The 14085-nt window shown below is 74.1% G+C and carries 10 protein-coding genes; 4 read left to right on the forward strand and 6 right to left on the reverse strand.

Features of this window, described 5'->3' with window-relative positions; all coding sequences use genetic code 11:
• Positions 1-118 precede the first annotated feature (118 nt).
• The 3 genes from clpX (at position 119) to GY42_RS02065 (ending at position 3032) form a co-directional block, all read left to right on the forward strand.
• Entirely contained in the window at positions 119-1396 is a 1278-nt protein-coding gene (gene clpX / locus GY42_RS02055; RefSeq protein ID WP_046528049.1) for an ATP-dependent Clp protease ATP-binding subunit ClpX, read from the forward strand.
• Entirely contained in the window at positions 1393-1707 is a 315-nt protein-coding gene (locus GY42_RS02060; protein ID WP_046528050.1) for a chorismate mutase, read from the forward strand. Before clpX ends, GY42_RS02060 begins: the two co-directional genes overlap by 4 nt.
• A 128-nt stretch (positions 1708-1835) precedes the next feature.
• Positions 1836-3032 (forward strand): baeRF2 domain-containing protein, encoded by a 1197-nt coding sequence (locus tag GY42_RS02065; protein ID WP_046528051.1) that lies wholly within the window; start codon positions 1836-1838, stop codon positions 3030-3032.
• Positions 3033-3091: 59 nt separating this feature from the next.
• Here the strand turns inward: GY42_RS02065 and GY42_RS02070 are convergent, their stop codons facing one another.
• The 6 genes from GY42_RS02070 to valS all read right to left on the reverse strand — a co-directional run bounded on the left by GY42_RS02070 (position 3092) and on the right by valS (position 13246).
• On the reverse strand, positions 3092-6076 hold the full coding sequence (locus tag GY42_RS02070) for a glycoside hydrolase family 2 TIM barrel-domain containing protein (protein ID WP_052748172.1): 2985 nt from the start codon (positions 6074-6076) through the stop codon (positions 3092-3094).
• A gap of 8 nt (positions 6077-6084) precedes the next feature.
• Positions 6085-7905: an AMP-dependent synthetase/ligase gene (locus GY42_RS02075; protein WP_046528052.1), complete on the reverse strand. Its 1821-nt coding sequence runs from the start codon at positions 7903-7905 to the stop codon at positions 6085-6087.
• 67 nt (positions 7906-7972) lie between these two features.
• Positions 7973-8749: an amino acid ABC transporter ATP-binding protein gene (locus GY42_RS02080; RefSeq protein WP_046528053.1), complete on the reverse strand. Its 777-nt coding sequence runs from the start codon at positions 8747-8749 to the stop codon at positions 7973-7975.
• Complete coding sequence (locus tag GY42_RS02085) at positions 8746-9585, reverse strand: amino acid ABC transporter permease (protein WP_082131323.1); 840 nt, start codon at positions 9583-9585, stop codon at positions 8746-8748. The genes GY42_RS02080 and GY42_RS02085 overlap by 4 nt, the downstream gene beginning before the upstream one ends.
• A gap of 69 nt (positions 9586-9654) precedes the next feature.
• Positions 9655-10455, reverse strand: coding sequence for a basic amino acid ABC transporter substrate-binding protein (locus GY42_RS02090; RefSeq protein ID WP_046528054.1), 801 nt, complete (start codon positions 10453-10455; stop codon positions 9655-9657).
• Positions 10456-10585: 130 nt separating this feature from the next.
• Positions 10586-13246 carry a valine--tRNA ligase gene (gene valS / locus GY42_RS02095; protein WP_046530440.1) on the reverse strand — a complete coding sequence of 887 codons (2661 nt, stop codon included), beginning with the start codon at positions 13244-13246 and terminating at the stop codon, positions 10586-10588.
• Between the two features lie 99 nt (positions 13247-13345).
• Between valS and GY42_RS02100 the strand changes: the two genes are divergently transcribed.
• The gene (locus GY42_RS02100; RefSeq protein WP_046530441.1) at positions 13346-13957 is read left to right on the forward strand and encodes a uridine kinase; all 612 of its coding nucleotides are present in this window, start codon (positions 13346-13348) and stop codon (positions 13955-13957) included.
• Positions 13958-14085 lie beyond the last annotated feature (128 nt).

Genomic DNA, 14085 nt, shown 5'->3' on the forward strand with positions numbered 1-14085 from the left:
CGGCTGACACCCGGCCCCCGGTGGTGTGCAATGGGGGGACGTGACTCGCGGATCGCGAGGTCACGACGACGGCGCACCGCCGGAACGGCGGAGGGCGACACGAGGGAAGGGGACGCACATGGCGCGGATCGGGGACGGTGCCGACCTTCTCAAGTGCTCCTTCTGCGGGAAGTCCCAGAAGCAGGTCAAGAAGCTCATCGCCGGGCCGGGCGTGTACATCTGCGACGAGTGCATCGACCTGTGCAACGAGATCATCGAGGAGGAGCTCGCCGAGGCGACCGAGGTCGGCATGGTCGAGCTGCCCAAGCCGCGCGAGATCTTCGACTTCCTCGAGCAGTACATCGTGGGCCAGGAGGGCGCCAAGCGGTCGCTCGCGGTCGCGGTGTACAACCACTACAAGCGGATCCAGGCCGGTGAGGGCGCGCGGACCACGGCGGGCGAGGAGCCCGTGGAGATCGCGAAGTCCAACATCCTGCTGATCGGCCCCACGGGGTGCGGCAAGACGTACCTCGCCCAGACCCTCGCGAAGATGCTCAACGTGCCGTTCGCGATCGCCGACGCCACGGCCCTCACCGAGGCGGGCTACGTCGGCGAGGACGTCGAGAACATCCTGCTCAAGCTCATCCAGGCCGCCGACTACGACGTCAAGAAGGCCGAGACGGGCATCATCTACATCGACGAGATCGACAAGATCGCCCGCAAGAGCGAGAACCCGTCGATCACGCGCGACGTGTCCGGCGAGGGCGTGCAGCAGGCGCTGCTGAAGATCCTCGAGGGCACGACGGCGGCGGTGCCGCCACAGGGCGGGCGCAAGCACCCGCACCAGGAGTTCATCCAGATCGACACGACGAACGTGCTGTTCATCGTCGCGGGCGCGTTCGCGGGCCTGGACGAGATCATCACGTCCCGCGCCGGGCGCCGCGGCATCGGCTTCGGCTCGCCGATCCACTCGGCCGACGACGTCGACGTGTACGGCGAGGTCATGCCCGAGGACCTGCTGAAGTTCGGTCTGATCCCCGAGTTCATCGGCCGCGTGCCGATCATCACGACCGTGTCGCCGCTCGACCGCGCCGCGCTCGTGCGGATCCTCACCGAGCCGCGCAACGCGCTGGTCAAGCAGTACCAGCGGATGTTCCAGATCGACGGCGTCGAGCTGGAGTTCGAGGACGACGCGGTGGCCGCGGTCGCCGAGCAGGCCCTGCTGCGCGGCACCGGCGCGCGCGGACTGCGCGCCATCCTCGAGGAGGTCCTGCAGCAGGTGATGTTCGAGGTGCCGTCGCGCGACGACGTCGCCCGGGTCGTCATCACGCGGGAGGTCGTGCTCGACAACGTCAACCCGACGCTCGTGCCGCGCGACGCTCAGGACAAGCGCACGCCGCGCGAGAAGAGCGCGTGACCGCAGACCGTCCCGCGGTGCCGGCCGAGCTGGCGCGCCTGCGGGGAAGCATCGACAACATCGACGCGGCGCTCGTGCACATCCTCGCCGAGCGGTTCAAGGCGACGCAGCGCGTCGGCGTGCTCAAGGCCGAGCTGGGGCTGCCCGCGTCGGACCCGGGGCGCGAGGCCCAGCAGGTCGAGCGGCTGCGCCGGCTCGCGCGCGAGGCCGACCTCGACCCGGTGTTCGCCGAGAAGTTCCTCTCCTTCGTCGTCGCCGAGGTGATCCGGCACCACGAGGCCATCGCGCAGGACCACGCGCAGCGCTCCTGACGGACGCTCGTCCGGACGCGGCAGGAACCGGGGTGGCGCCCGGGCGCGCGATGTCCGATGGTGGGACGGTCAGCCCGGGTCGTGCCGTGCGCGACCGTGGGACCCACGACGCGCGAGGAGACCTGCTCATGCACCTGCACTGGATCAAGCCGCTGCTCGGCCGTCCGGCGCCCTTCACCACCGTCTACCTGGACGCCACCCGTGACGACGCGACCGGAGCGGCTGACGTGCAGGCGCGCTGGAAGGCGCTGCGCCGTCAGCTCGAGCGCGACGGCGCGCCCGCGGCCGTGCTGGACGAGCTCGACGACCTGCTGCGCCGCCCGACCGGCGTGCCGGGCCCGCACGGGCGGGTCGTGGTCGCCGACGCCGAGGGCGTCGTGCTCGATCGCGTCCTGACCGAGCCCCCGGCGCAGTCGAGCGCGACGTGCGGTCCCGTGCCGGTGCTGCTGCCCGCGGCGCGCGCGGCCGACGAGTCGACGTCGTACCTGCTGGTCGAGGTGGACCGGCAGGGCGCCGACCTCACGTGGTCGGACGGCACGGGACGTCGCGCGGTCGACGAGGAGGGCGTCGAGGGCGACCACGACGTGCTGCACAAGGTGCGCGAGGGCGGCCTGTCGCATCGGCGCATGCAGGCGCGCGTCGAGGACTCCTGGGAGCGCAACGCCGAGACCGTCGCGGCCGACCTCGACCGGCAGGTGGCCGAGCGGCGTCCCGAGCTGGTGCTGCTGACGGGGGACGTGCGCGCCGTCGCGCTCGTCAAGGACGCCGTGGGCCAGGCGGTCCGCGACCTGCTGGTCGAGGTGCCCGGCGGGTCCCGGGCCGAGGGCGTCAACCGGGCGGCGTTCGACGAGCGCGTCCAGCAGGCGCTCGCCGAGCACTGCGAGCGCCGGCGGGAGCAGGTGCTCGCCCGGTTCCGGGAGGAGCTGGGGCGCGGCGAGGAGGCGGTGACGTCGCTCGCCGACGTCGTCGCGGTGCTGCAGCGCGGCCAGGTCGCCGAGCTCGTGCTGGGGGAGCCCGCACCGGGGGCGTCGTGGGCGCTCGACGAGCACGAGGTGTGGGTCGGCGACGGTCCGCTCGAGCTCGCGACGTCGCGCGACGACCTCGACACGATCGGTGCGACGGGCGAGCCGCGGCGCATGCCCGCAGCGGTGGCGCTCGTGCGGGCCGCGGTGGGCCAGGACGCGGGACTCACGTTCGCGCCCGAGGGCGGCGTCGAGCTGGCCGACGGTGTCGGGGCGGTGCTGCGGTGGAGCGACGGCTCGACGCCGCGCGAGTCGGTGCTGTCGCAGTCGGGCGACGCGGCGCGCGTGCACAACGTGCCGTGACGCGGCCCCGGTCCTGACGCGGACGGTCACGGCCGCACCCGGGGGTGCGGCCGTGACCGTCAGGAGTGCAGGCGCAGGTGCAGCGTCGCCGTGGCCGGGTGCAGGACCGCGTCGGGCAGCACGCCCGGTCCGCACGCGGCAGACCCGAGGCCGTGCTGCGCGGCGTCGAGGTGCAGCCACAGCAGACCGTCGGGCGCGAGCTCGTGCGGGTGCGCCGCCGCGGTGAGCGCCGTGTCGGACCACGGGCGGGCCGTGAGCTCGACGCCGGGCGCGGTGTGCGTGCCGTGCCGGACGTCGAGCGCGGTGACGGTCAGGGGGCCCGCCGCCAGGTCGAGCCGGGCGTGCGTGACGCCGCGGCGCGCGCCGTACTCCTGCGGGTGCGTGTACCGCGTGCCGAGCGCGTCCACGGTGTGCCGCCAGCGGCCGGGAAGTGCCGCGCGCGCCGAGTCGGCGTACGACTCGTGCGGGCCGAGGCCCGTCCAGTCGACGACGACGTCGCCCGCGCCGGGCTGCTCGAGCGCCAGCAGCCACCCGAGCCGCGCGACCGACCCGGGCCAACGTCCCTCGGGTGCGATGTGCAGCGTGAGGTCGACCGTGCGGTCGTCGACCGCGCGCCACTCGTAGCGGACGCGCAGCGCGCAGTCCGTCGCCGCTCCCGCGGTGCGACCGGTGACGACGAGCGCGTCGCCGTCGCGCCCGACCGTGTCGAGCCGCTCGTGCAGGCGCGTCAGCCCGGCGCGCTCCCAGGCGTCGCCGTCGCCCAGTTCGGCGGTCCACGCCCGGGCGCGGTCGTTGTCGGTGGGGGCGCGCCACGCGTCGACGCGCGCCAGCCGCACCCGCGTGCCGCCGAGCCGCACGACGCGCCCGGCGGCGTCGAGCTCGACGGGCCCGACGCGGTGGCCGCCTGCGGCGGTCGCGGTGGCGGTCGTGGCCCCCGTGCCGGTCGTCGCGGGCGCAGCGCCCCGACGCAGCAGCACGTGGCCCGCACCGAGGTGCCCGGCGGCCACGTCCCGCCCGTCGCGCGGCACCGCGCGCACCACGAACCACGCGGTCGCGGCGGGGGACAGGCCCGGCAGCACGTCGGGCGCGACGTCGTCGACGCGCACCTCGACCGCACCGCCGGGCGTGAGGACCGTCCCGACCTCGCCGGTCGCGACGACCTCGCCGTCCGCGACGACCTCCCACACGAGCCGCGCGTGCGCGGTGCTGGTGAACGCGTACCGGTTGCGGACGAGCAGCACTCCCGGCCGGCCCGGCACCGGTCGGACGCCGACGGGCGCGTAGACCGCCGCGAGCTCCACGAGACCGGGCGAGGGCGTGCGGTCGGGCAGCAGGAGCCCGTCGGCGATGAACGTGCCGTCGTGCAGCTCCTCGCCGAAGTCGCCGCCGTACGCGTGGAACGGCGTGCCGTCGGGCGTCCGGGTCGCGATCCCGTGGTCGATCCACTCCCACACGAACGCGCCCAGGACCCGCGGGTGCGCGTCGACCAGGTCGACGTACTCGGTGAGCCCGCCGGGGCCGTTGCCCATCGCGTGCGCGTACTCGCACAGCACGAACGGCAGCGTGCGCCGCCGGGCGTCGGCCGCCGCGTCGGGCCACGCCGGCTCGTCGCCACGCCCGATCAGCGCGACCTCCTCGGTCGCCGCGTACATGCGCGAGTACACGTCGACGTGCGCGCTGGACCAGTCGCCCTCGTAGTGCACCGGTCGGGTGGGGTCGAGCGCGCGGACGGCGGCGGCCATGGCCGCGACGTTGACGCCCGCGCCGGCCTCGTTGCCGAGCGACCACATCACCACGCTCGCGTGGTGGGCGTCGCGCCGCACCATGCGCTGCACGCGGTCGACCAGCAGCGGCTCCCACGCGGGGTCGTCGGTGGGGTTGCCGCGCCAGCCGAGCACCTCGAAGCCGTGGGTCTCGAGGTCGTTCTCGTCGACCACGTACAGCCCGTGCTCGTCGCACAGGTCGAGGAAGTGCGGGTGGGGCGGCGCGTGGCTCGTGCGGACCGCGTTGACGTGGTGCCGCTTCATGAGCAGCACGTCCTCGAGCATGGTCGCGCGCGTGACCGCGCGCCCGCGCGTCGGCTCGAACTCGTGCCGGTTGACGCCGTAGAGCTTCACGGGCGCGCCGTTGACGGTGAGCACGCCGTCCGCGACCGCGACCGTGCGGAAGCCCGCGCGCAGCGTGACCGTCTCGCCGCCGGTGGACACGACGACGTCGTACAGGCGCGGGTGCTCGGCGCTCCACGGCTCGACCACGCCCACGTCGACCGTCGCCCCCGCCGCGACCTCGAGGCCCAGCTCGGGGACGCGGACGCGCGCGTCCGAGCCGCCCTCGACGTCGACGCGCAGCGTGCCCGTGCCGGTCACGTGGTCGTAGTCGGCGCGCAGCGTCACGTGCTCGACGCCGCCCGCGGGGCGGTGCGCGAGCGTCACGTCACGGAAGATGCCCGAGAGCCACCACTGGTCCTGGTCCTCGACGTACGTGTGCGCCGACCACTGCGTCACGCGCACCGCGAGCAGGTTCGGCCCGGCGTGCACGGCGTCCGTCACGTCGACCTCGGTGGGCAGGCGCGAGCCGTGCGACTGCGCGAGCACGCGACCGTTGACCGCGACCTCGAACCACGAGTCGACGCCCTCGAACCGCAGCACGACCCGCCCGCCCGCGAGCCACGCCGCCGGGACGTCGACCGTGCGGCGGTACTCGCCCGTGGGGTTCTCGTGCGGCACGCGCGGCGGGTCGACGGGGATCGGGTACAGCACGTTGGTGTACGCCGGCCGCCCGTACGGCCACGCGTCGGGGGCCTCAGCGAGCTGCCAGTGACCCGGCACCTCGAGGTCGGCCCAGCCGGGTCCGGCGCCGTCGTCGGCGGGGTCGAGCCCGGTGCCCGCGGTGGGGCTCAGGCGGAAGCGCCACGTGCCCTCGAGGCGCTGCTCGGGCGCGTCGCTCGCGCCGTCGGCGGGGCGGAAGCGCGCGTCGCGCACGCCGGTGGGCGGCGTGAGCGACTCGTGCGTGGGCCTCGGGTCGGGGACGACGGTGTCCGGCACGACCGCGCTCAGTCGCCGTGCCCGGGGCGCGTGTCGACGTACAGCTCGTCGATCACGGGTGCGAAGTCCTTGAGCACCGCGGCGCGCTTCACCTTGAGCGACGGCGTGAGGTAGCCGTTGGCCTCGGTGAAGTCGGTCGTGAGCACGCGGATCTTGCGGATCGACTCGGCGCGCGAGACTGCCTCGTTGGCGCGCTCGACGGCCCGGTCGAGCGCCTCGAGCACCTGCGGGTGCGTCGACGCCGTCGTGACGTCCATCGCGGGCAGCCCGTGCATCGACAGCCACCCGGGCAGCATCTCGGCGTCGAGCGTGACGAGCGCGCCGATGAACGGGCGCTGGTCGCCCACCGCGACGACCTGGCTGACCAGGGGGTGCCCGCGCAGCCGGTCCTCGAGCACCGCGGGGGCCACGTTCTTGCCGCCCGCGGTGACGATGATCTCCTTGCTGCGCCCCGTGATGCGCAGGTAGCCGTCGTCGTCGAGCGTGCCGAGGTCGCCCGTGCGGAACCAGCCGTCGACCAGCACCTCGGCCGTCTCCTCCGGCATGTGACGGTAGCCGCGGAACACGTGCGGGCCCTTGACCCAGATCTGGCCCTCGTCGTCGACGCGCAGCGACGTGCCGGGGAACGGCGGACCGACCGTCCCGACCTTCGTCAGGCCGGGGCGGTTGACCGACGTCGGCGCGGTGGTCTCGGTGAGGCCGTAGCCCTCGAGGATGCGCACGCCGATGCCGCGGTAGAAGTGCCCCAGCCGCTCGCCGAGCGGCGCACCGCCCGAGATCGCGAACTCGGCGCGGCCGCCCAGCGCCGCGCGCAGCTTGGCGTGCACGAGCCGGCCCGCGACGCGGTGCTGCGCGGTGAGCCCCGCCGAGGGGCCCGCGGGCGTGTCGAGCGCGCGCGAGTACTGGATCGCGACCTTGGCCGCCCAGCGGAACAGCTTGAGCTTCGCGCCCGCCCCGGCCTTCTGCTCGGCCGAGTTGTAGACCTTCTCGAACACGCGCGGCACGGCCAGCACGAACGTCGGCCGGAACGACGCGAGGTCGGGCAGCAGGTTGCGCGTGTCGGGCGTGTGGCCCAGCACGGCGCCCGACGGCACGCACAGCACCTGGATGAACCGCGCGAACACGTGCGCGAGCGGCATGAACAGCAGCGTGCGCGAGTGCGGCTGCGCGCAGATCTCCCCGAGGCCCTCGACGCCGTTGCGGGTCAGCTCGACGAAGTTGCCGTGCGTGAGCTCGACGCCCTTGGGGCGGCCCGTGGTGCCGGACGTGTAGATGATCGTCGCGAGGTCGGCGCCGCGCGCGTGCGTGCTGCGGCGGTCGATCTCGACGTCAGCGACGTCGGCGCCGCGCGTCACGAGCGTGCCGATCGCGTCCTCGTCGAGGACGAGCACCTCGGTCAGGCCGGGCAGGTCGTCGCGGACCTGCGCGACGACGGCCGCGTGCGCCGCGGTCTCGACGACCGCGAGCCGGATGCCGGCGTCGGACGCGATCCACCGCACCTGCTCGGCCGACGACGTCTCGTAGACCGGCACGCCCACGGCGCCCGCGGCCCACACCGCGAAGTCGACGAGCGTCCACTCGTACCGCGTGCGCGACATGATGCCGACGCGGTCGCCGGGCTCGACGCCCGCGGCGACCAGGCCCTTGGCGACCGCACGCACCTCGGCGACGAACGACGCGACCGTGACCTGCTGCCACGCGCCGCCGAGCGCGGTCTGCCGCTCGACGAACACGCCGTCGGGGTCGCGCGCGAGCCGGTCCGCGAGCATCGTGCAGATCGACGCGTCGGGCATCGGCGTGGCGAGGGTGGGCGAGGTGGACTCGGGCATGCGCGGAACTCCTGGAGGCGGGGGACGGGACGACCCTAGTGCCCGCGTCGCGGGCCCTGAGAGGACCTCACGCCCCCGGGTGCTGGTGCGTGGGGTCGAGCACGCGCTGCAGGAACGCGCGCGTGCGCTCCTCGGTCGGCGCACCGATCACCCGGTCGGCCGGGCCGGACTCGACCACGACGCCGTCGTCCATGAACACGACGCGGTCGCCGACCTCGCGCGCGAAGGCCATCTCGTGCGTCACGACGATCATCGTCATGCCGGCGTCCGCGAGGTCGCGCATGACGCCGAGCACGTCGCCGACGAGCTCGGGGTCGAGCGCCGAGGTCGGCTCGTCGAACAGCATGAGCATCGGGTCCATCGACAGCGCGCGCGCGATCGCGACGCGCTGCTGCTGACCGCCCGAGAGCTGCGCGGGCATGGCCTGCGCCCGGTCGGCGAGGCCGACGCGCTCGAGGTTCGCGAGCGCGACGCGCTCGGCCTCGGCACGCGAGCGGCGCAGCACGCCGCGCTGCGCGATCGTGCAGTTGTCGAGCACCGTGCGGTGCGCGAACAGGTTGAACTGCTGGAACACCATGCCGACGTGCGTGCGCACGCGGTCGATGTCGACGTCGGGGTCGGTGACCTCGACGCCGAGCAGGTCGATGCGGCCCGACGTCGGCTGCTCCAGCAGGTTGACGCACCGCAGCAGCGTGGACTTGCCCGAGCCCGACGGGCCGATGACGCACACGACCTCGCCGGCGGCGACGTCGAGGTCGATGCCGCGCAGCACCTCGCGCTCGCCGAAGGACTTGCGGAGCCCGGTGACGGAGACGACGGTCGGGGCGGGGGAGGTCGCGCTCACTTGCCGCGTCCCTTCGTCGAGGTCCGGCGCTCGAGCCAGCGCGTGAGCTGGCCGAGCGGCAGGGTGATGAGCAGGTAGCAGGCGCCGGCGACGAACAGCGCGGTGAGGCCGCCCTGCGCGGAGTTCAGCGCGTCGCGGCCGATCTTGGTGAGGTCGTACTCGGTGACGAGCATGCCGAGCAGGAAGACGAGCGACGTGTCCTTGGTGAGCAGGATGATCTCGTTGGTCATCGGCGGCAGCACGATGCGGAACGCCTGCGGCACCACGACCTGCGCGAGCGTGCGGCCGTGCGACATGCCGAGCGAGCGTGCCGCCTCGACCTGGCCCTTCGGCACGGCCTCGATGCCGGCGCGCAGCGTCTCGGCGATGTACGCGGCCGAGACGACCCCCAGCGCGATGGACGCCTTCGCGAGCATCGAGGGGATGTTGACGCCGAACGCGATCGGCACCGCGAAGCCGACCGACAGCACGACGAGCAGCGCGGGGATGCCGCGGAAGAACTCGATGTACGCGGTCGCGATCCAGCGGTAGGGCGCGACCGACGACAGCTTCATGAGCGCGAGCACCGCGCCGAGCGGCAGCCCGACCGCGAACGCGCCGAGCGTGTAGCGCACCGTGTTCCACAGCCCGCGCGGCATGCGCGACGCGAGGTCGGCCGCCACGGTCGGGTCGAAGAGCTGCTCGCCGACCTTCGACCAGTCGGTGAGGAACGCGACCGCGAGCAGCGCCGCGGCGAGCACGACGTACTGGACGGCGCGCGTGAGGCGCGCGCGCGTGCGCGGGCTCGTGCGGCGACGGCCGGGCGGCATCTGCAGGGTCTGCGGTGCGGTGGTCATGCGGGCTCCGGTGGGGGCGCGGGGCGGGACGGGGTGCGGGGTCGGCCGGGGCCGACCCCGCACCGGACGTCACTTGCTGACGGGTGCCGTGCCGACGCGCTCGGTGTAGATCGCGTCGTACGTGCCGTCCTCGTGGATGCGGTCGAGCGTCGCGTTCACGGCGTCGAGCAGCGCGGTGTTGCCCTTCTTGACGCCCAGGCCGTACTGCTCGCCGGTCGGGAACGTGTTCGCGACCTCGTAGCCCTCGGACGTGTAGGCGCCGAGCACGGCGATGTCGTTGACGACCGCGTCGACCTGGCCGGTCTCGAGCGCCTGGATCTGCAGGCCGAGGTCCTCGAACTGCACGGTGGTCAGGTCGTTCTCCTGCGCCCACTTCTCACCGGTCGTGGCCATCTGCACGGCGACCTTCTTGCCGGCGAGGTCCGCGACGTCCTGGAGGTCCGACCCGGCCGGCACGAGCAGGCCCTGGTCGGCGTCGAAGTACGGCTCGGAGAAGTCGAACTTCTCCTTGCGGTCGTCGGTGATGGTGATGCCCGAGGCGACGACGTCGCACGCGCCGGTGTTGAGCGCGGCGCCGGACTGGATCGTGTCGAACGGCGTGGCGACGACCTGGACGTCGACGCCGAGGTCCTTCGCGACCTCGCGGTTGAGGTCGATGTCGAGGCCGACGATCTCGCCGCTGGCGTCCTCGAACTCGAACGGCTCGAACGGCGGGTTCGAGCAGACGGTGAGCACGCCGTCCTTGACGAGCGCGATCTCGGAGCCGCCGGACGCCTCGCCCGACGGGCTCGAGCCGGTGTCGGACGCGCAGGCGGACAGGGCGAGCAGGGCGGCCGCGGCGAGCGCGCCGACGGGGAGGGTGTGACGCATGGTGGTCCTTCCTGGCGGGGCAGAGCGCGCATAACTATACGGCACTCATCATCCCTATTCGCGCTGGGGTCGCCAGGGACCTCCGTCCCGTCGGGTGCGCACCGCCTCGGTGCGCACCCGACGGCGACGGTCAGCGCGCGACGGCCTCGCCCAGGCGCGCGTCCCGTGCGACGACGGTCTCGCCCTCGCCGGTCACGATCTCGAGCGTCCCGGTCGCGCGGCCCGCGTTGCGGACGTCGTCGATCGCGGCCTCGACACCCGCGCGCAGCGCGGCCGGCACGTCGAGCACCGCGTGCTCCACGGGCGTGCGCATCGAGACCTTGGCCTCGGACTTCACCTTGCGCAGCGCCGCCAGCGCGGCACCCGCGCCGGCCACCAGGCCCGGGTCCGTGCCGCCCGCGGCGGCACGCAGCGCGTCGCTCGTCGGCCACGGCGCGCGGTGCACCGTGCCCTCGCGCCACCACGACCAGACCTCCTCGGTCGCGAACGGCAGCACCGGTGCGAACAGCCGCAGCAGCGTGTCGAGCGCGAGCCCCAGCGCGGCCCGCGCCGAGGCCGTGGCCTCCGTCACGTCCGCCGCCGCGGCGCCCGCGCCGTACGCGCGGTCCTTGACGAGCTCGAGGTAGTCGTCGCAGAACGTCCAGAAGAACGTCTCCGACAGCTCGAGCGCCCGCGTGTGGTCGTACGCCTCCAGCGCCGCGGTCGCCTGGTCCACGACGTCCGCCAGTCCCGCGAGCATCGCGCGGTCCAACGGCTGCGTCACGAGCGACGCGTTGAGCGGCACCGGCTCGTCGGCCGGCCCGAACGACAGCACGAACTTGCTCGCGTTGAGGATCTTGATGGCCAGGCGGCGGCCGATCTTCATCTGCCCGACCTCGAACGCCGCGTCGGTGCCGAGACGCGCGCTCGCCGCCCAGTAGCGCACCGCGTCCGAGCCGTGCTCCTCGAGCAGACCCATGGGCGTGACGACGTTGCCCTTGGACTTGCTCATCTTCTTGCGGTCCGGGTCGAGGATCCAGCCGCTGATCGCGGCGTGCGACCACGGCAGCGACCCGTTCTCGAGGTGCGCGCGCACGACCGTCGAGAACAGCCACGTGCGGATGATGTCCTGGCCCTGCGGGCGCAGGTCCATCGGGAACGTGCGGGCGAACAGGTCGGGGTCGTCGAGCCAGCCGCACACGATCTGCGGCGTCAGCGACGACGTCGCCCACGTGTCCATGACGTCGGGGTCGGCGACGAACCCGCCGGCCTGCCCGCGCTGCGCCTCGGTGTAGCCCGGGGGCACGTCGCTCGTCGGGTCGACCGGCAGCGCGGCCTCGTCGGGCACGATCGGGGCGTCGTAGCGCGGCTCGCCCTGCTCGTCGAGCGGGTACCAGACCGGGAACGGCACGCCGAAGAACCGCTGCCGCGACACGAGCCAGTCGCCGTTGAGGCCGCCGACCCAGTTGTCGTAGCGCACGCGCATGAAGTCCGGGTGGAACGCGAGCTCGCCGCCGCGCGCGAGCAGCGCGTCGCGCAGCTCCTCGTCGCGGCCGCCGTTGCGCAGGTACCACTGCCGGCTCGTGACGATCTCGAGGGGCTTGTCGCCCTTCTCGTAGAAGTTCGCCTTGCGCTGCGTCGCGACCGGCTCGCCCAGCAGGTCGCCGGACTCGCGCAGCCCCGCGACGACCGCCTCGCGCGCGCTGAACGTCGTCTTGCCCGCGAGCTCGCCGTACGTCGCGCGGCCCGCCTCCGACGTGATCCAGTCCGGCGTCTCGCGCAGCACGCGGCCGTCGCGGCCCACCACCGAGCGCGTCGGCAGGCGCAGCTCGCGCCACCACTGCACGTCGGTGAGGTCGCCGAACGTGCAGCACATCGCGATGCCCGCGCCCTTGTCGGGCTCGGCCGCGGGGTGCGCCAGCACGGGCACCTCGACGCCGAACAGCGGCGACACCACGGTCGTGCCGAACAGGTGCCGGTAGCGCTCGTCGTCGGGGTGCGCGATGAGCGCGACGCACGCGGGCAGCAGCTCGGGGCGTGTCGTCTCGATGACGACGGCCTCGCCGTCGGGGCGGTGGAACGCGACCTTGTGGAACGCGCCGGGGTAGTCGCGCGCCTCGAGCTCGGCCTGCGCGACCGCCGTCTGGAACGTCACGTCCCACAGGCCCGGAGCCTCGGCCTGGTACGCCTCGCCGCGCTCGAGGTTGCGCAGGAACGCGCGCTGCGAGACGGCGCGGGCCGTCGCACCGATGGTCTGGTAGGTCATCGACCAGTCGACCGACAGGCCGAGCCGGCGCCACAGCGCCTCGAACTGCAGCTCGTCCTGCGCCGACAGCCGCTCGCACAGCTCGATGAAGTTGCGCCGCGACACCGGGACCTGGTCGCCCGGCTTGACGGCCTTGCCGTCGGTGCCCTCGTGCGGCGGCTCGAAGCCCTCGACGTACGGCAGCGACGGGTCGCAGCGCACGCCGTAGTAGTTCTGCACGCGGCGCTCGGTGGGCAGGCCGTTGTCGTCCCAGCCCATCGGGTAGAACACCTCGCGGCCGCGCATGCGCCAGAACCGCGCCACGACGTCGGTGTGCGTGTAGGAGAACACGTGGCCGACGTGCAGCGAGCCGGACACCGTGGGCGGCGGTGTGTCGATCGAGTACACCTGCTCGCGCGTCGCCGTGCGGTCGAACGCGTACGTGCCGGCCTCGCTCCAGGCGCCCGACCAGCGGTCCTCGAGACCGTCGACCGTGACCTTGTCCGGTACCTGGCGGGCGTCGCGTGCGGCCGTCGGGACGTCGGGACGGGAGGTCAGGTCGCTCATGAGCACACATCTTCCCAGATCGTCACCCGCCGTCGCGCACGCGCCCGGCCCGGCGCCGACGCCACGCGGGGCGGGCCGCAGCGTGATGGGGTGGGCGCCGTGCGCGTGCGACCCCTCAGCCCCGACGCGGTGGTCCGGCACGTCCTCGACGCGGTCGTCGCGGTGCCGGGGCGACGGCGCGTGCTCGTCGACGGCGCCGCGCCCCTGCGGCCCGCCGGCCTCGCCGACGCGCTCGTCGACCCCCTGCGCGCGGCCGGGCGTGCCGTCGTGCGCGTGCACGCCGACGACTTCCTGCGGCCCGCGTCGCTGCGGTACGAGCACGGCCGCCGCGACCCCGACGCGTACCTCGAGGACCGGCTCGACGCGGGGGCGCTCGCGCGCGAGGTGCTCGACCCGTTCGCCGTCGACGGCACGTGGCTGCCGTCGCTGTGGGACGCCGCGCGCGACCGCGCGACGCGCGCCGACCGGCAGCGCGCGCCCGAGGGTGCCGTGCTGCTCGTCGACGGCGAGCTGCTGCTGGGCCGGTGGCTCGACGCCGACCTGACCGTGCACCTCACGGCCCGGCCCGCGACGCTCGCGCGCCGCCTCGGCGACGACGCGTGGCAGCTGCCCGCGTTCGCGCGCTACGAGCAGGAGGTCGCGCCGCAGGACGTCGCCGACGTCGTCGTGCGCGTCGACGACCCGCGGCGGCCGGCCCTCGTCGAGCGGTGACGACGCGCCCCGTCCACGCGGGCCGGAGCGACGCGGGCCGGACGGCTCGCGCCGGAGCGCAGCACCCGCCGACCGCCCCGCCCGGACTGCCGTCCGCGTGCACCGGACTAGGCTCGACGGGGCGGCAG

It is taken from the genome of Cellulomonas sp. FA1, assembly GCF_000986825.1.
GTDB lineage: Bacteria > Actinomycetota > Actinomycetes > Actinomycetales > Cellulomonadaceae > Cellulomonas > Cellulomonas iranensis.

Coding starts and splice junctions, on each gene's coding strand:
- clpX (WP_046528049.1), top strand. CDS start 119: ATGGCGCGGATCGGGGACGGTGCCGACCTTCTCAAGTGCTCCTTCTGC.
- GY42_RS02075 (WP_046528052.1), bottom strand. CDS start 7,905: ATGCCCGAGTCCACCTCGCCCACCCTCGCCACGCCGATGCCCGACGCG.
- GY42_RS02090 (WP_046528054.1), bottom strand. CDS start 10,455: ATGCGTCACACCCTCCCCGTCGGCGCGCTCGCCGCGGCCGCCCTGCTC.
- GY42_RS02065 (WP_046528051.1), top strand. CDS start 1,836: ATGCACCTGCACTGGATCAAGCCGCTGCTCGGCCGTCCGGCGCCCTTC.
- GY42_RS02085 (WP_082131323.1), bottom strand. CDS start 9,585: ATGACCACCGCACCGCAGACCCTGCAGATGCCGCCCGGCCGTCGCCGC.
- valS (WP_046530440.1), bottom strand. CDS start 13,246: ATGAGCGACCTGACCTCCCGTCCCGACGTCCCGACGGCCGCACGCGAC.